The sequence below is a fragment of the Parahaliea aestuarii genome (assembly GCF_008064635.1).
GTDB classification, from domain to species: domain Bacteria; phylum Pseudomonadota; class Gammaproteobacteria; order Pseudomonadales; family Halieaceae; genus Parahaliea; species Parahaliea aestuarii.
Map to the genome: position 1 here is coordinate 662,345 of NZ_VRYZ01000001.1, position 16,603 is coordinate 678,947.

General features: G+C 64.3%; 17 protein-coding genes. 4 read left to right on the top strand and 13 right to left on the bottom strand.

Annotated elements, in window-relative coordinates:
- Nucleotides 1-39: 39 nt before the first annotated feature.
- Nucleotides 40-3,978: a YhdP family protein gene (locus FVW59_RS03015; protein WP_148062733.1), complete on the top strand. Its 3,939-nt coding sequence runs from the start codon at nucleotides 40-42 to the stop codon at nucleotides 3,976-3,978.
- 8 nt (nucleotides 3,979-3,986) lie between these two features.
- On the opposite strand, the gene yjgA is transcribed toward FVW59_RS03015, so the two are convergent.
- The 13 genes from yjgA to FVW59_RS03080 all read right to left on the bottom strand — a co-directional run bounded on the left by yjgA (nucleotide 3,987) and on the right by FVW59_RS03080 (nucleotide 14,078).
- Nucleotides 3,987-4,505 carry a ribosome biogenesis factor YjgA gene (yjgA, locus tag FVW59_RS03020; protein WP_148062734.1) on the bottom strand — a complete coding sequence of 173 codons (519 nt, stop codon included), beginning with the start codon at nucleotides 4,503-4,505 and terminating at the stop codon, nucleotides 3,987-3,989.
- Nucleotides 4,498-5,853 carry a magnesium transporter gene (gene mgtE / locus FVW59_RS03025; protein WP_148062735.1) on the bottom strand — a complete coding sequence of 452 codons (1,356 nt, stop codon included), beginning with the start codon at nucleotides 5,851-5,853 and terminating at the stop codon, nucleotides 4,498-4,500. Before mgtE ends, yjgA begins: the two co-directional genes overlap by 8 nt.
- Before the next feature lie 299 nt (nucleotides 5,854-6,152).
- Nucleotides 6,153-6,422, bottom strand: a complete 270-nt coding sequence (locus FVW59_RS03030; RefSeq protein ID WP_148062736.1) for an HPr family phosphocarrier protein — start codon at nucleotides 6,420-6,422, stop codon at nucleotides 6,153-6,155.
- The gene (gene rapZ / locus FVW59_RS03035) at nucleotides 6,419-7,279 is read right to left on the bottom strand and encodes an RNase adapter RapZ (RefSeq protein WP_148062737.1); all 861 of its coding nucleotides are present in this window, start codon (nucleotides 7,277-7,279) and stop codon (nucleotides 6,419-6,421) included. The genes FVW59_RS03030 and rapZ overlap by 4 nt, the downstream gene beginning before the upstream one ends.
- Before the next feature lie 3 nt (nucleotides 7,280-7,282).
- Nucleotides 7,283-7,741, bottom strand: a complete 459-nt coding sequence (gene ptsN, locus FVW59_RS03040; RefSeq protein WP_148062738.1) for a PTS IIA-like nitrogen regulatory protein PtsN — start codon at nucleotides 7,739-7,741, stop codon at nucleotides 7,283-7,285.
- Nucleotides 7,742-7,751: 10 nt separating this feature from the next.
- A complete protein-coding gene (gene hpf, locus FVW59_RS03045; RefSeq protein WP_148062739.1) occupies nucleotides 7,752-8,039 on the bottom strand; it encodes a ribosome hibernation-promoting factor, HPF/YfiA family in 288 nt (95 codons plus the stop codon).
- A 77-nt stretch (nucleotides 8,040-8,116) separates the two neighbouring features.
- Nucleotides 8,117-9,616 (bottom strand): RNA polymerase factor sigma-54, encoded by a 1,500-nt coding sequence (locus FVW59_RS03050; protein WP_148062740.1) that lies wholly within the window; start codon nucleotides 9,614-9,616, stop codon nucleotides 8,117-8,119.
- A gap of 127 nt (nucleotides 9,617-9,743) precedes the next feature.
- Complete coding sequence (gene lptB, locus FVW59_RS03055; RefSeq protein ID WP_148062741.1) at nucleotides 9,744-10,469, bottom strand: LPS export ABC transporter ATP-binding protein; 726 nt, start codon at nucleotides 10,467-10,469, stop codon at nucleotides 9,744-9,746.
- Nucleotides 10,447-11,061 (bottom strand): lipopolysaccharide transport periplasmic protein LptA, encoded by a 615-nt coding sequence (gene lptA / locus FVW59_RS03060; RefSeq protein WP_187275723.1) that lies wholly within the window; start codon nucleotides 11,059-11,061, stop codon nucleotides 10,447-10,449. The genes lptB and lptA overlap by 23 nt, the downstream gene beginning before the upstream one ends.
- Nucleotides 11,042-11,602: an LPS export ABC transporter periplasmic protein LptC gene (gene lptC / locus FVW59_RS03065; RefSeq protein ID WP_148062743.1), complete on the bottom strand. Its 561-nt coding sequence runs from the start codon at nucleotides 11,600-11,602 to the stop codon at nucleotides 11,042-11,044. The genes lptA and lptC overlap by 20 nt, the downstream gene beginning before the upstream one ends.
- Complete coding sequence (locus FVW59_RS03070) at nucleotides 11,602-12,120, bottom strand: KdsC family phosphatase (RefSeq protein WP_148062744.1); 519 nt, start codon at nucleotides 12,118-12,120, stop codon at nucleotides 11,602-11,604. Before FVW59_RS03070 ends, lptC begins: the two co-directional genes overlap by 1 nt.
- Nucleotides 12,120-13,097, bottom strand: a complete 978-nt coding sequence (locus tag FVW59_RS03075; protein ID WP_148062745.1) for a KpsF/GutQ family sugar-phosphate isomerase — start codon at nucleotides 13,095-13,097, stop codon at nucleotides 12,120-12,122. Before FVW59_RS03075 ends, FVW59_RS03070 begins: the two co-directional genes overlap by 1 nt.
- A gap of 9 nt (nucleotides 13,098-13,106) precedes the next feature.
- A complete protein-coding gene (locus tag FVW59_RS03080; RefSeq protein WP_148062746.1) occupies nucleotides 13,107-14,078 on the bottom strand; it encodes a calcium/sodium antiporter in 972 nt (323 codons plus the stop codon).
- A gap of 208 nt (nucleotides 14,079-14,286) precedes the next feature.
- On the opposite strand from FVW59_RS03080, the gene FVW59_RS03085 reads away from it, so the two are divergent.
- The 3 genes from FVW59_RS03085 (at nucleotide 14,287) to murA (ending at nucleotide 16,588) form a co-directional block, all read left to right on the top strand.
- The gene (locus tag FVW59_RS03085) at nucleotides 14,287-14,955 is read left to right on the top strand and encodes an MlaC/ttg2D family ABC transporter substrate-binding protein (RefSeq protein WP_246139605.1); all 669 of its coding nucleotides are present in this window, start codon (nucleotides 14,287-14,289) and stop codon (nucleotides 14,953-14,955) included.
- A 99-nt stretch (nucleotides 14,956-15,054) separates the two neighbouring features.
- Nucleotides 15,055-15,294, top strand: coding sequence for a BolA family protein (locus FVW59_RS03090; RefSeq protein ID WP_148062747.1), 240 nt, complete (start codon nucleotides 15,055-15,057; stop codon nucleotides 15,292-15,294).
- 31 nt (nucleotides 15,295-15,325) lie between these two features.
- Entirely contained in the window at nucleotides 15,326-16,588 is a 1,263-nt protein-coding gene (gene murA / locus FVW59_RS03095; RefSeq protein ID WP_148062748.1) for a UDP-N-acetylglucosamine 1-carboxyvinyltransferase, read from the top strand.
- Nucleotides 16,589-16,603 lie beyond the last annotated feature (15 nt).

A 16,603-nucleotide genomic window follows, 5' to 3' on the forward strand; every position in this document is an offset into this window, starting at 1 on the left:
TATGACCATACAGCGCGCCAACCCGTCAGCGGGAGAGTTGTGGAACACGCCCTGATGCACAGGCTGGCGCGGGCGCTGTGGCGCCTGCTGGTTATTGCCATTGTGCTGCTGGCTGCCTATGTCAGCTTTGGCCGGCTACTGGTGGATCGGGTTGGCAGCCAGCAGGACTGGATTCTGGCCCGCCTGAACCAGCACCTGCCTTTCACGGTGGCGGCAGACCAGGTCAGCGGTGACTGGCGCTCCTTCAGTCCGGAACTGGTGTTGAGCGGGCTGCGCCTGCAGTTCCCCGGCTATTCGGGCGGCGACATCAGCCTCGACGGGGGCCGGGTGCGCATCAACCCTCTGCGCAGCCTGCTGGAGGGCGGCCTGCGGGTGAGTCGCCTGCGGCTGGAGGGCTTGAGTCTGCCGTTGCAACTGGACAGCGAGGGTCGCTTCAGTGTGGTGGGCTTCGAGGGCGGCGACGGCGGTGCCGCTGATTGGCTCCGCAACCTCGCCCTCAGCATTGAACAGCTGGAACTGCGTAACAATCGCCTGGAGGTCTCCATGCCCGGTGGCGAGACCCGGGGCCTGGCGCTGGAGTTCAACCTGCTGCGCGACGGCAGTCAGCGGGAACTGAGCGGCGCCCTCACCGCGGAGACCACCGGTACCTACATGCGCTTCACCGCCGAGGGGCTGGGCAACCCCTTCGCGACCGAGACTTTTGAGGGGCGCGCCTACCTCGGTGCCCACGACGTGGATTTACAGGCGCTAGGCCAGTGGCTGCCGGCCGCCGCCGACCTGCCGGCGTTGACCGGCACCGTAGAGCTGCAGGCCTGGCTGGATTGGCGCGAGGGCAAACCGCATCTGCGCACGCGCCTGCGCGGAGATGCGCTGCAGGCGCAGGCCAGGGATGAACGCTGGCAGTTGCCGCTGCAGCAGCTGGCCTTCGACGCGCTGCTGCAGCGCGACCACAGCAGTTGGCGGATTGTCGTCCAGAATCTCCTGCTGGCCAGCGGTGAGGCCCGTCTGGTGGTGCCCCGGCTGCAACTGGATAGCTGGGGTGATTCCCTGCGCCTGCGCGGTGAAAGCGTGCCGGTTGGCCCGTTAAACCAGTTGTTTGCCGGTCTCGGCACGACACCGCCCGAGCTGGCCGATGCCATGCAGGTGCTGGACGCACGCGGTCTGCTGCAGCGGCTGGAACTCAGTCTGGACGACCGCCACAATCCCCGGCGCGGTTGGCAGGTGGCGGCCAACTTCCGCGATATCAACCTCAATTCCTGGCGCGGCGCGCCGGGTACAAAGTCCGCCACCGGCTACCTGAGCGCGGCGCCCGGCCGCGGCACGGTGGTACTGGACGCGCAGGATTTCAGCCTCGATTTCCCCACCATCTACGATCATCCGCTCGACTACGAGGATATCTACGGTACCGTGGATATTCACTGGGACAATAGCGAACTCTCCCTGCACAGTGGCCAGATCGTGGCGCAGGCGGCCGAGGGCCAGTCCCATGCACTGTTCCGCCTGCAGGTACCCTTTACGCCGACACCCGCCGGTGTGGAGATGGATCTGCTGGTGGGGCTGCGCGATTCCACCGCGGATCACCGCGACAAATACCTGCCTACCGTGCTCGACCCGGGTCTGCTGGATTGGCTGCGGGACGGCCTCGGTGAGGGGCGGGTGGAGCAGGGCGCCTTCCTGTGGCGCGGCAGCCTGAAGCCCCAGGCGGATCGCCTGCGCACGGTGCAGCTGTTCTTCCAGGTGGAGGAAACCGCGCTGCGCTATCAACCGGACTGGCCACCGTTGGCGGACCTTTCCGGCCTGGTATTGATCGACGACACCAACGTCAGCGTCTGGGGTGACAGCGCCAGTCTGTACGGGGCGCGCCTGGAACAACTGTCCGCCGAGGCCTGGCTGGCGCCGGGACATGGGATGCAACTGGCGATCAATGGGCAGTTGCAGGGAAGCGTGGCCGACGGCCTGCGCCTGGTGAAGGAGTCGCCGCTGGCGGATGCCAGCGCCCGCGTGTTTGACGACTGGCGCGGGACCGGGGACCTTGACCTCGAACTGGAGCTGGCGCTGCAGCTGCGCGGGGACGCGCCGCCGCCTCAAGTGACGGTGGCGGCGACGGTAAGCGAGGCCGGCGTCGACATGGGTGCCCTGAACCTGCAGGTGACCGATATCAGCGGCCAAGTGGACTACACCAGCACCGGTGGTTTTCACTCCAGTGATCTACAGGGGCAGCTGTGGGGGCAGACTCTCGACGCCCGGCTTGCGCCGCTGCCCCGGGACGACGCTTCCACGCCCGGTCTGGCAATCGAGCTCGAGGGCGCTGTGCCCGCCGATGACCTGCAGGCCTGGCTGGGCCTGCAGGCCCCCTATCCGGGCACCGGCGTGACCGGGTTCAGCGGTGTTTTGCAGGTACCTGGCGGGGGGCCGGCGACCCTGCAACTGACCTCCGGACTGGAGGGCGTGGCTATTGCGCTGCCGCCGCCGTTGAACAAAGTGGGCAATTCCAGGCTGCCGCTGTCCCTGTCACTGCAGCTGGACGGGGCAACCCGTCTGCTGTCCCTCGATCTCGAGCGGCGCCTGCAGGCGGCGCTGCTGCTGGGGGAGGGCGGGGCTCTCGAGGGGGGCGATATCGCCTTGCAGGAGCGTGCCCGGCCGCCGCAGTTGGGCAGTTTGCGGGTACGCGGCCACCTGCCGGAACTGGAGCCTGCTCGCTGGCAGCGCTGGCTGGCAGCGCCGCCTGCCGATGGAAGCGCCGCCGGGGGTGAGGTTGCGCCGGGGCTATCGCTCGCCGCGCTGCCGCCACTGGTGGTAGATAGCCTGCTGCTGGACAGCTTGCACCTGGGTGGCCTGGAGCTGCGGGACGTGATGCTGAGCGGTGGCGCGACGGCAAACGGCGGCTGGCAGCTGAGCGCCGAGACCGACTGGTTGCAGGGAGAGCTGTCACTGGCAGCCGACGGCGGGCGGGGGGATATCCATCTCAGCCACCTCGACCTCTCCGGCCTCCGTGGCCTCGGCGGCGGCCAGCGAGAGGCTGATTTCAGCGATCTACCTCACCTGGCAGTGCAAATCGACCAGCTGCGTACTGACCGGCTCGATCTCGGCAATCTCGCCTTTGATCTCTATCCCGACGCCGGGGGCCTGCGCGCAGCGTCGATCACCGGCGAGCTGGCCGGGATGGCGCTGACCGGGGAGCAAGCGGGGGAACTGCTCTGGCGACGCGAGGGTGGCCAGTCACAGACTTCCCTGTCCGCCACCCTTGATTTTGTTGACCTCGGCGCAGTGCTGGAACGGCTGGACTACGAGCGCATCGTGGATACCGAGGGCGGACATTTTACCGTCCAGCTGGATTGGCCTGGCGGGCCACAGGAATTCGCTCTCGCCGCAACGCAAGGCGCTATCGGCATCGAGTTAGGTGAAGGACGCTTTCTCGACGCCCCGGCGGGGACCTCTGGCACCCTGCGGGTGGTGAGTATTTTCAACCTGACAGAAATCGTGCGGCGGCTCAGTCTCAGCCACATGTTCGAATCGGGCATTCCCTTCGATTCAGTCTCGGGTGAGCTGTTCTTTCATCGCGGCAGCGTGGAGGTGCCGGGGCTGGAAGTGAAGGGCGCGTCCAGCAGTTTCAATTTCTCTGTCATCAGCCCGCTAGCCGAGCAGACACTGGACGGCGAACTGGTCGCCACGCTGCCGGTGGCCAGCAATCTGCCCTGGGTGGCGGCACTGACCGCGGGATTGCCGGTGGCGGCGGGCGTCTATGTGGTCAGCAAGGTTTTCGAACAGCAGATGAACCGGGTTTCCAGCGCCGTTTACAGCGTCGGCGGCAGCTGGGATGACCCCGAGGTCAGTTTCAGTCGCATCTTCGATACCGGCAGTCGCCAGCGCAGCGCCCCTGAGTCGCCAGCTGACCCCAACAGCCTGGGCGCACCCGACGCCAACAGTCCCGAAGCCGGTTCACCGGGCGCGGACTCTACCGCTCCCACTTCCCCTTAGCCGCCCCACTACCCGCCGCTGCTTTCCTCCAGTTCCCGCAAATACCGGAACAGCTTGCGACTGGCCGCGGGCGGTTGGTTGCGGGCACTTTCTCGCTGGTGCTGCAGAACCAGTTGGCGCAGGTGCTGGCGATCGGCCTGGGGCCAGCGTGTGACAACCTGTTCTATCCCCTTGAGGCCCTGGGCCAGCACCTCGTCGCGCAGCTGTTCCAGGCGATGAAAGCGGTCCGCGCTTTCCCGTTGTTCCCTGTACAGGCTGTCCAGCGCCGCTTCTATGGGCGCCGGGTCGATGTTGCGCATGAGCTTGCCGATAAACTGCATGTGCCGGCGGCGGGCGCTGTTGGAGTTGATGGCCTTTGTCTCGGCAATGGCCTGGATGAGTTGCGGATCAATCAGCGGGATTCTCTCCAGCTGCCGGTCGCTGAGTCGGGTCAGGGTCTCGCCCAGCTCCTGCAGCGCCGTCATGCGGCGCTTCAGTTCACTCTTGCTCGGGGCGTCGTCGCCAAAATCTTCGTAGTCGTCAGCCATAAAACCAGGTCGCCAGGCCAAGGAAGGAAACAAAACCCACCACGTCGGTCACAGTGGTGAGCACCACACCCCCGGCCAGGGCCGGGTCGATCTTTACACGTTTGAGGAACAGCGGCAGGGCCGCGCCGGTGAAGGCAGCAGTGACCAGGTTGATCATCATGGCCGCCGCGATGATCAGGCCGATATTCCAGTCATCGAACCACAGCGAAGAAGCTACCGATACAACCGTGGCCCACAACAGACCGTTGAGGACGCCTACGCCCAGCTCGCGGTTGATGAGCCAGGCGCCATTGCTGCGACTGATCTGGCCCATCGCCATGCCGCGCACCAGTACAGTGAGGGTCTGGGTGCCGGCGATGCCGCCCATGGAAGCGACGATCGGCATCAGTACCGCCAGCGCCACCACTTTCTCGATGGTGTCCTGGAACAGGTTGATGACCGAGGCGGCGACGAAGGCGGTGAGCAGATTGATACCCAGCCAGATGGCGCGGCGCTTGGCGGTGCGGAATACCGGCGCAAACGTATCCAGGTCTTCCTCGAGGCCGGCCATCGACGTCAGGGAGTGATCCGCGTCCTCGCGAATCACGTCAACCACGTCGTCAATAGTGATACGGCCCAGAAGATGACCCGTTTCATCGACCACGGGAGCGGATACCCAGTCGTGGCGCTCGAACAGGCGCGCCACTTCATCGTCGGGCATGTAAGCGGGGATCGGCTCCACATCGGTGTCCATCATCTCGCGCACCGTACGCGAAGGATCTGAAACAAGCAGGGTGCGCAGTGGTAACAGGCCGATAAAGCGGTCTTCGCGGTTCACCACGATAAGACTGTCGGTCATCGCCGGCAGCTCCTCGTGCCGGCGCAGGTAGCGTAACACCACATCCAGGGTCAGGCGCGCCCGGATGGTAATGGTGTCGGTGTTCATCAGACCGCCGGCGGTGTCGTCGGGGTAGTGCAGCACCCGCTCCAGTCGCGCCCGGTCCTGGTGGTCCATCGCGTCGAGGACTTCCCGCGTTACCTGCTCCGGCAGTTGTTGCAGGATGTCGGCGACGTCGTCGTCGTCCAGGTGCCCGGTAATCTGGGCCACCTCGGCGGCATCCATGTCACTGAGGAAGTGGGTGCGCAGCTCGTCCGAGAGCTCGTTGATGATGTCGCCCTCGTTATCGAGGTCGACCATCTTCCACAGGATGTGGCGGAAGCGCGGCGTTGAGGATTCCAGCAGGTGGGCCACGTCCCCGGGCGGCAGGCCGTTGAGCATGCGCTTGACGTCGACGAAGGTGCCGGATTCCAGCGCCGCCGACAGGCGGTCGAGTTGCTGCTGGGACTTTGGCGTCGTCGTCGGTGCCATGCCTTCCTTCCGCTGCCGCGCCGCGGCGGAATTGCCGGGCTCGCTAATTATCCGGTAAAGGCACAGGCACAACAACTTGCGCCCGGCCAATCAGACCTGCTTGATACGAAGTTATTAGATAAAAGTTACCACCGAAGGAGCGTGCATGGCGTCCGGGAGCCTTCCGGGACCGTCAGCGGCATGGACGCCGCTGAAGAGCCTACAGGGATGTATACACGGCGTGTCCCGGAAGGCTCCCGGGCGCCGTGCGCGCGTCTTCAACGCGACTCGCTGATACCTCAATGCAAGCAGGTTGGGGGCTATTCGGCTTCGTCGAAGCGATTGGCGATCAGCGTGGTGAGGGCTTCTAGAGCCTCGCGCTCGTCCTCGCCCTTGATCTCGATATCCAGCACCGTGCCCTTGCCAGCGGCCAGCATCATCACCGACATAATACTCTTGCCATCGACCATCTTGCCGTCCCGGCCGGCCTGGATCGAACTGGAAAATGCACTGGTGCAGCCGACGAATTTAGCCGCTGCGCGCGCGTGCAGGCCGAGCTTGTTGATGATGGTGAGCTGGGTGCGGATCACGACGCGTGCAGTTCCCGATGCCGTAGATGGACTTGTGGGAACTGCTGTCGATAGTGCTGGTACAGCCGATCCGCGAGGTATACTGACCGATGTTGTCCACCGGTACAACCCACCGCAATGGTCATGTACGAGCGGTTGCTGTCGGCGTAGGCGGGCAGCCAGCGATCGAGATAATCGGCGATACTGTTGAACAGCTCGTGGGTGGCCGCGCGGGCCTCCAGAAACTCCCGCACCGGCTCGTCCAGTCCACTCATCATGCGCAGTTCCTTGACCCAGTGGGGGTTGGGCAACATGCGCACATCGAACATCAGGTCCGCATCGGCGGGTACACCGCGCTTGAAACCGAAGGACTGGAACAGGATCGACATACTGCGATTGCAGTCCCCCAGCAGGCGCTGGCGGATGGCGTCGCGCAGTTCATAGATCGTAAGCTGGCTGGTGTCCAGCACCAGTGATGCAGCGCTGGCAATCGGTTCGAGCAATTCCCGCTCCCGAAGAATCGCGTCCGCCAGCGGCAGGTTGTGATCACTCAGGGGGTGCTTGCGACGGGTTTCACTGAAACGCTTGATCAGGGCCGCGTCCTGTGCGTCCAGGAACAGCACCTGGCAGTTCACTCCCTCGGGCAGCGAGTCCAGGATGGCGTTGAAATCCTGCAGGTCCTTCCAGGCATTGCGCGCGTCGATACAGACTGCGGCGCCGCGGAAGTGGGCAAACTCGTCGCGAAATGTCTGCTCCACCAGGGCCGGCAGCAGGCCCAGGGGGAGGTTGTCGATGCAGTAGTAGCCCTCGTCTTCCAACTGGTGCAGGGCGGTACTCTTGCCCGACCCGGAGCGGCCGCTGATGATGACGAGCTCCACGGTTCAGGACTTCCAGCCGGTGGCGATGTCGTAGAGAGCCTGGTTGTCGCCCGCGGCGCGCAGGGCCTGACAGAACTCTGTCTGGCTGAACAACCCGGCTACGTGAGAGAGAATGTCCAGGTGCTCCTGATGCGCTTCCTGGGGCACCAACAGCACAAACAGCAGGTCGACCGGCTGGTTGTCCGGCGCATCGAAGTCCACCGGCTCGTCCACGCTGAGCAGGGTGCCCAGTGGCTGGCTGCAATTGGGAATGCGGCAGTGAGGGATGGCGATGCCCTGGCCGAGCCCGGTACTGCCGAGCTTTTCGCGGGCGATCAGCTGGGTGAATACCTCTGCATAGGGCAGCGAGAGCTGGTCTTCACTGATAATTCTGGCAATGGTTTCAAACAGGCGTTTTTTGCTGCCCCCGGGCGCGCGGCAGATGGTGCGCCCGGGGGAGAGTATTTGCGTCAGGGTTTGCATGGGATGAGATTCAGTGGCCTCGCGCCTTTTCTTTGTGCTTGATCAACTGGCGGTCGAGTTTATCGGCCAGGGCGTCGATGGCGGCGTACATGTCTTCGGATTCGGCTGCGGCGAAGATGTCGGCTCCCGAAATATGTACATTGGCCTCGGCTTTCTGGATCATTTTCTCGACGATTAGGGTGACCTCGGTGTTCGTTATCTGATCGAAATGTCGTTGCAGGCGCTCAAATTTGCTTTCCACGTATTCCCGCAGCGGGGTGGTGACTTCTACATGGTGACCGCTGACATTCAGTTGCATAACTGACTCCTTCTGCAGTGTGAATCGACCCGTGGGTCGACGCGGTGGCGACTGTTTTGCCGTCGCCCTTTCTCATTCTAGACCAATCTCTTGCGCTCATTGGAAGGCGGAATGAACAAGGTGTCACGATACTTGGCCACGGTGCGCCGGGCCACCTGGATACCCTGTTCCTCCAGCAGCTGGGTGATTTTGTTGTCGCTGAGAGGCTTGCGCGGGTTCTCGGCGGCCACCAGCTTCCTGATCAGGGCGCGGATGGCGGTGGAGGAGCACTCGCCGCCCCCGGTGGTGCCCACGTGGCTTGAGAAGAAATACTTGAGTTCGAAGATGCCCCGGGGGGTGTGCATGTACTTGCGGGTGGTGACCCGGGAAATGGTCGACTCGTGCATGTCCACCGCTTCTGCGATGTCGTGCAGCACCAGCGGCTTCATGGCCTCCTCGCCGTACTCGAGGAAGTTGCGCTGGTGTTCTACGATTTTGCTGGCCACCTTCATCAGGGTTTCGTTGCGGCTTTGCAGGCTTTTCAGGAACCAGCGCGCCTCCTGCAGGTTGTCCTTGAGGAAGGTGTTGTCGGCGCTGTTGTCAGCGCGCTTGATCAGGCTCGCGTAGTCACTGTTGATGCGCAGGCGCGGGGCGATGTCGGGGTTCAGTTCCACCACCCAGCGATTATTGAGCTTGCGCACAAACACGTCGGGCACGATGTACTCGGTGCTGTCGTTTTCCACTGACAGGCCCGGGTTGGGGTCCAGGCTGCGGATCAGTCCCAGGGTCTGGCGCAGCTCGTCCTCGCTGAGGCGGGTGCGGCGCAGAATTTGCTGGTGGTCGCCGGCACCGAGCTGGTTCATGTGGCGGCTGATAATGGTGCGCGCCGGCTCCAGATAGGGCGTGTCGGCCGGGAGCTGGGCGAGCTGGATCAGCAGGCATTCCTGCAAATCCCGGGCACAGACACCGGCGGGCTCGAACTGCTGCAGGCAATGCAGTACCGCCACCACCTCGTCCAGTTCGATATCCAGCTCCGTGGTCAGCGACTCGAGAATGTCCTCCAGCGAGCTGGTGAGCCGGCCGTTGTGATCGGTGGCGTCGATGATGGCCATGGCGATCACCCTGTCCACGTCAGATAACCGGGTCAGGTTGAGCTGCCAGGCCAGCCGGTCCTGCAGGGATTCGCCGCCGCCATTGCGGGATTCGAAGTCGTAGTCACCGCCGTCCTCGGAGCCGCTGCTGGCTGGGGCGGAAGAGGAGGGCAGCAAATCGTCCCACTGGGTATCGACCGGCAGATCCTCCGGCATCGAGGCCTGCCACTCGCCGTCGTCGCCGCCGCTGTCAGAGGCGGTGCGCTCAAGGCTCTCCAGCGGGCCGTCGCCACTTTCGCGGGTGGCTTCACTGTGGCGTTCGGTGTTGTCGGCGGGTTCCGGGCTGTCGTCGTCCTCGGCCGTTTCCAGCAGCGGATTGGAGTCGAGCGCCTGTTGAATTTCCTGTTGTAAATCCAGCGTGCTGAGCTGCAGCAGCCGGATGGCTTGCTGCAGCTGCGGCGTCATGGTCAGCTGCTGGCCAAGTTTGAGTTGGAGCGACTGCTTCATCGGCTTGCTATGGGTTCCTGCGATACCACTTTAGGCGTACTGCTCGCGACGGCGGAAAGCCAGTGTAGCGCCGCCAGAGGAAGGCTGGCAACCGCTGGCGCGAATATTGCTTATGCCACAGCTGGCCCTACAGCCGGAACTGATCCCCGAGGTAGACCCGGCGCACCGCCTCGTTGCTGAGGATGTCTTCGGTGCCGCCTTCGGCGATGATGTGGCCCTCGCCGACGATAAAGGCGTTCTCGCAGATGTCGAGGGTGTCGCGCACGTTGTGGTCGGTGATCAGCACCCCGATGCCACGGTCGCGCAGCTGGCGGATGATCTGCTTGATGTCGTTCACCGAGATCGGGTCGACCCCGGCAAAGGGTTCGTCCAGCAGGATGAAGTCGGGCTCGGTGGCCAGGGCGCGGGCGATTTCCACCCGGCGCCGCTCACCGCCGGACAGGGACTGGCCGAGGCTGTCGCGCAGGTGACTGACATGGAATTCTTCCAGCAGGGCATCGCAGCGCTCCTGGCGCTGGCTCCGGTTGAGGTCGGGGCGGGTTTCGAGGATGGACAGGATGTTGTTGCCCACGGTCAGGCGGCGGAAAATCGAGGCCTCCTGGGGCAGGTAGCCAATGCCGCGCCGGGCGCGTTCGTGCATGGGCTGGGCGGTGACGTCCTCGCCGTTCATCACAATGCTGCCGTGGTCGGCGCGGACGATACCCACAATCATGTAGAAGCAGGTGGTCTTGCCGGCGCCATTGGGGCCCAGCAGGCCGACAATCTGGCCGCTCTCCAGGCGCAGGGATACATCCTGCACCACCTGCCGCCCGCGATAGGCCTTGGCCAGGTTACTGGCCGTCAGTTGTGCCACCGGGCTCTTCCTCTGCGCTGTTGTCGGAAGGTGTGGAAGGTGTGCTTTGGTCTCCGTTCTGCTGGCTGTTGGGCAGGGCGCTGGCCGGTATGACCACCTCCACCCGCCCGCTGTCACTGGCGCTGGAATCGGCGCGGATCAGCTGCTGGCCGATGAAGTACTCAATGGAGTCACCGGCAACCCTGGAGCCGTCCTGCTCGACGCTGGCATTGCGCTTCAGCAATACGCGCTCCTCGGCCTTGAAGTACTCGATCACCTCCGCCCGCGCGTGCATCAGGCCCTTGTCGGCCTGGGGCTGCTCGCGCATGTGGGCCGGGCTGCCCTCGGCCTTGATGCGGTCGGCTTCCTTGTCCGAGTGGAACACGGTGACTTTGGTGGCGTCGATACGCAGGGTGCCCTGCTGCATCATCACGTTGCCCTGGTAGACGGTAAAACCGTTTTTCTCGTCGCGCACCGCCTTGTCGGCAGTGATGCGAATGGGTTCCTGGCGATCCTCCGGCAGGGCCAGAGCACTGCCGGCTGCCAGCAGCAGGGCCGCAGCCAGCAGGCGGGCGATCGCCCCCGGGGCCGGGTCAGGGCCGCGCTTGTACATAGGTGGTCTCCACATTGGGGCTCATGACGATGCGCTCGCTATTCAGGTCGGCGGTCATGCCGTCGGCACGCAGGATACTCTCATTCTGTGTAACGGTGACAGGAACGCGTGAAATCGCCGTGTTTTTCCGGGTGTTCAGGGTCATGGCCTGGGTGGCCAGGGTGCCGCCGGTCTGGTCGTTCACCAGCCGCACCTGGCGCCGCAATTGCAGTATGCCCGCCCGGTGGCGGAAGGTGCCCTCGTCGGCGGAGGCGGACCAGCTGCGATCATTGCCGTCGTGAGAGTAAAAGCGCGGCTGGGTCAATTCGGAGGCGTCTTTCCCGGTAAAATATTCCGCCCGGTCTGCTTCCAGCACTTCCTTCAGGTTGCCGTTCGCGGCGTACTGCCAGCTGCGTACCTCCTCGACATAGGTGCGCGGCAGGGTCATCTGGCGCTGGGCGATTGCCGGGTCGGCGGCAGGGTCGCCACCGGGGTTCCAGTACAGGCTGGTCAGCAGTACGAGGAAGAGGGCCAGGGCGATGGGCAGGGCGGTGCGTTGCATCAGAGAAAACCGGACTCCAGGGTAGCTTTCTGGCCGCGCGCCTCGAGCAGGAATTCACAGGCCTCGCGCACCGCGCCGCAGCCGCCGTTAAAGCGGCTGCACCAGTCCGCAGCTGCCGCGACCCGGGCGCAGGCATCGGCGACCGTCAGGCCCAGGCCGGCGGCGATGATGGCGCCGAGGTCGGGCAGGTCGTCGCCCATATAGGCACATTCAGACAGTTGGAGCGATTTTGCGCGACACAGTTCCACCAGTGCCTCGCGTTTGTCCTCGCGGCCCTGCACAACCTCGCCAATGCCCAGTTCCGCCGCGCGACGGGCGACAATGTGCGAGTTGCGACCGGTGATGATGGCTACCTCGATGCCGGCTTTCTGCAACAGCTTGATACCGAGGCCGTCCTTGATGCTGAAGGCTTTGAGTTCCTCGCCACTGTTGCCGTAGTAAATACGGCCATCGGTGAGTACGCCGTCCACATCCAGCGCCAGCAGGCGAATGGCGTTTGCCCTGTCGGCGATGCTCATCAGGCGATACCCGCCTGCAGGAGATCCTTGAGGTGCAGCACACCGCTCACGGCTTCTTCCTGCAGCACTACCAGGGCGCTGATGCGGTTTTCTTCCATGATACGCAGGGCCTCGGCGGCGAGCATGCCCGGGTGCACGGTTTTGGGGCCGCGGGTCATCAGGTGGCCGATAGTGGTGTTGTTGATATCGACCCGCGCCTCGATGGCGCGACGCAGGTCACCGTCCGTGAATATGCCGGCCAGCTGGCCATCGGGTTCGAGCACGGTGGTCATGCCGAGGCCCTTGCTGCTGATTTCCAGCAGTGCCTGCGCCAGTTGGGTGTCGCGCATGACGCGCGGCACCTGCTCACCGCCGCGCATGACATCTTCCACCTTCAGCAGCAGCTTCTTGCCGAGCGTGCCGCCCGGGTGGGAAAAGGCAAAGTCCTCGGCGGTAAAGCCGCGCGCCTCCAGCAGGGCAATGGCCAGGGCGTCTCCCATGACCAGGGCCGTGGTGGTGCTGGACGTCGGCGCCAGGTCCAGCGGACAGGCTTCGGTTTCCACCCCGGTGTCGAGGTGGGCGTCGGAGGCCTGGGCCAGTGGTGAGGCGGGGGCGCCTGTCATGCTGATGATGGGGGTGCCGAGGCGTTTGAGCAGGGGCAGCAGGCTGACGACTTCGGGTACCTTGCCGCTGTTGGACAGGGCGATCACCGAGTCGTCGGCGGTGATCATGCCCATATCGCCGTGGCTGGCTTCGCCCGGGTGCACAAAATGGGCTGGCGTACCCGTGCTGGCCAGGGTGGCGGCGATCTTGCGGGCGATATGGCCGGACTTGCCCATGCCGGTCACGATGACCCGACCGCGGGTCGCCAGCAACAGTTCACAGGCGCGATCGAATTGCCCGTCGATGCGCTGGGCAAGGGCGGCGACGGCATCGGCTTCAATCTGCACGGTACGCAGTGCCGAGCGGCGGAACGCGCTCGGGTCGTGGTCGCTCATGGGGAGGTCTCAGCGGGTCTGGTAAAGCCAGTAATAATACCCCGCGTAGAGGGCGACAAACAATGTGCCGACCCCGCGCCCGAGGTAGGCGCGACCGTCTTTGCTGCACGGGTGGCGCCGGCCCAGGAACAGGGTCAGGGCCAGGATCACCGTCAGCGCGGCCATGCTGCTGTAGTCCCGCGTCAGGACGTGGGCATCCAGCTGCTCCGGCAGGATGATGCCCGGAATCGCCATCACCGCCAGCAGGTTGAACAGGTTGGAGCCGATCACGTTACCGACCGCGATCTCGGTGTGGCCGCGCAGGGAGCTGGCCATGGTGGCGGCCAGTTCCGGCAGGCTGGTACCGATGGCGACGATGGTGAGGCCGATCACCAGCTTGGACACACCCAGGAACAGCGCGACCTCGGTGGCGCCCCACACCAGCATGCGGGAACTGGCGATCAGCAGGGCCAGCCCGAGGATGAAAGTGAGCCAGGCGCGGCCCATGGCGAAATGCGGCAGGTCTTCGTCACTGGTGTCTAGCAGGGGGCTCTCGGGGCCCTGTCTGCGCATCATCAGGTAGAGGATGAGGGCCAGCGAAGCCAGCATCAATCCGCCGTCCAGGCGCGACAGTTCGCCGTCGAGGATCAGTATCGCGACGCCGGCGGTCACTGCCAGCAGGGCGGGCAGCTCCTTGCGTACACAGTCCGCGTGGACGAACATCGGCACCGCCAGCAGGGTAACCCCCAGCACCAGGCCGATATTGGCGATGTTGGAACCGATGGCGTTACCGATGGCCAGTTCCCCGGCGCCGGCGAAAGACGCGGTGAATGACACCAGGATTTCAGGTGCAGAGGTGCCGATGGAGACAATGGTGAGGCCGATCAGCGCCGGCGACAGGCCGAGGTTCTCGGCGATGGAGGCGGCGCCCGCCACGAACAGATCCGCGCTCCAGATAAGGATGATGAAGCCGAGCAGAATCGCAATGGACGCCAGTAGCATCGGGTTGGTTCAATTCCTGTTAAAGTGTGCGCCGCGCTGAACCCCGGTGCCACTGCCGCTGTCATACTCGTTGACGGGTACGCAGCACACAGGTTGGCCGGTGGTCCGGGGGCGCAGTCACTATAGCCCTAAAGATAGCCTTAAAGACAACCTGAAAGATAACCGCAAAGCCGATACCCTACAGAGATTCAGTGCAGGAGCAAAGGACGTGAAGCGACTTGAGCAGTTTTTGATGCATGGGATAGCCCTGCTGGCCCTGGTGGCCAGCGCTGCCATGACCCATGCCGAAGAGGCCCCTAACGCACACCAGGTTGTGGGCCAGACCACCGAGGCGGTCATGACCGCGGTGGCCGATGCGCGCCGCGCCGGCGGCCAGGCGTCCGACGCCTACTACCAGCAAATCCAGGAACTGCTGGACCCGGTGGTGGATTTTCGCGGCTTTGCCCGCGGCGTAATGGGCCCCTATGCCACCAGCGAGCGCTATCGCTCCCTCGACGAAGCCGGCCGCGAGCAGCTGGCGTCCCAGCTGGACCGTTTCACCGAGCGCATGCGCGAAGGCATGGTGCGTACCTACGGGAAAGGCCTGCTGGCCTTTGGCGGCTCGCGCATCGAAGTGACGCAACCCTCCAACCCCGACCCCGAAGCGCGCCGCGTGACGGTGCAGCAGCTGATCCACAAAGACGGGGCCCAGCCCTACGTGGTGCTGTACCAGATGGGGCGCGACAAGGACGGCAGCTGGAAGCTGCGCAACATGATCATAGAGAACGTCAATCTCGGGGAGATTTACCGCAGCCAGTTCCAGAGCTCGGCGCGCAGCTACGACGGCGACCTGGACAAAGTCATCGACAACTGGTCGGCGGTGGAAATCGACACCTGACACAGGTGCTGGCTGTTTTGCCGCAGCCTGATAAAATGCCCGCTTTTTCCGTGCGTGCCGCCGTCAGGGCTGGCGCGCCGTTCTATTTTGGAGCTTGTTATGGATGCCGCAACCGTTACCACCCTGCTGGAGGCCCACCTTGAGGGTTGCCAGGTGCAAGTCGAAGGGGCCGGCAACCACTACGACATCCTGGTCGTGGGCGAGGTCTTTGAGGGCATGCGCCCGGTCCAGCGCCAGCAGCTGGTCTACGCCGGACTCAGCGAGCAGATTGCCGACGGCAGTATTCATGCCGTAAACATCAAGACCTTTACTCCCGAGCAGTGGCGCTCCCTCGCCTGAGCCCGGTCAACCCCCATCGGGAGATTTTAGCGTGGATAAATTAGTCATCAGGGGCGGTCGTGCGCTGCACGGGGAACTGCGGATCTCCGGCGCCAAGAACGCCGCCCTGCCCATTCTGGCCGCCACCTTGCTGGCCAGCGAACCGGTCACGATCCGCAACCTGCCCCATCTGCACGACATCACCACGATGATCGAGCTGCTGGGCTGCATGGGGGTGGAGCTGACCGTCGACGAAAAGCTCAGTATCGAAGTCAACGCCAATACCATCAGCGAGTTTTCGGCCCCCTACGAGCTGGTAAAGACCATGCGCGCCTCGATTCTGGTGCTGGGGCCGATGGTGGCCCGCTTCGGTCGCGCCCATGTCTCCTTCCCCGGGGGCTGTGCGATAGGCAGCCGGCCGGTGGATATTCACCTCAAGGGGCTGGAAGCCATGGGGGCGAAGATTTCCGTGGAAGGCGGCTATATCAACGCCGAGGTCGAGGGGCGCCTGAAGGGGGCCCGCATCCTGATGGAGACGGTGACCGTGGGCGGCACCGAGAACCTGCTGATGGCCGCCGCTCTGGCGGACGGGCGCACGGTGCTGGAGAACGCTGCCCGGGAACCGGAAGTGGTGGATCTGGCACAGTGTCTGATCGCCATGGGTGCGAAGATCAGTGGCCACGGCACCGACACTATCGTCATCGACGGGGTGGAGTCGCTGCACGGCTGTACCTACGACGTGATGCCCGATCGCATCGAAACCGGCACCTACCTGGTAGCAGCCGCGGCCACCCGCGGCAGCATCAGCCTGCGCGGCACCTGCCCGGAGTACCTGGAGGCGGTGCTGCACAAGCTGGAGGATGCCGGCGCGGTGATCGAAGTGGGGGAGGACTGGATCCGCCTCGATATGGAGGGACGGCGGCCGAAGGCAGTGAATATCAAAACCGCCCCCTACCCGGGTTTTCCCACCGACATGCAGGCTCAGTTCACTGCCATGAACGCGGTGGCGGATGGCACCAGTACGGTCACCGAAACCGTGTTCGAGAATCGCCTGATCCAGACTCACGAGATGAATCGCATGGGCGCCCACATTGTGATCGAGGGCAACACCGCCATCATTACCGGGCAGGAGCGCCTTGAGGGTGCGCCGGTGATGGCCTCCGACCTGCGCGCCTCAGCCAGCCTGGTGATTGCCGGGCTGGTCGCCAGTGGCGAGACCCCGGTGGACCGCATCTACCACATCGATCGCGGTTACGAGTGTATTGAAGAGAAACTCCAGCAGCTCGGCGCCGATATTCGCCGGCTGCCGGGCTGACGAGCGAGGTCGAGG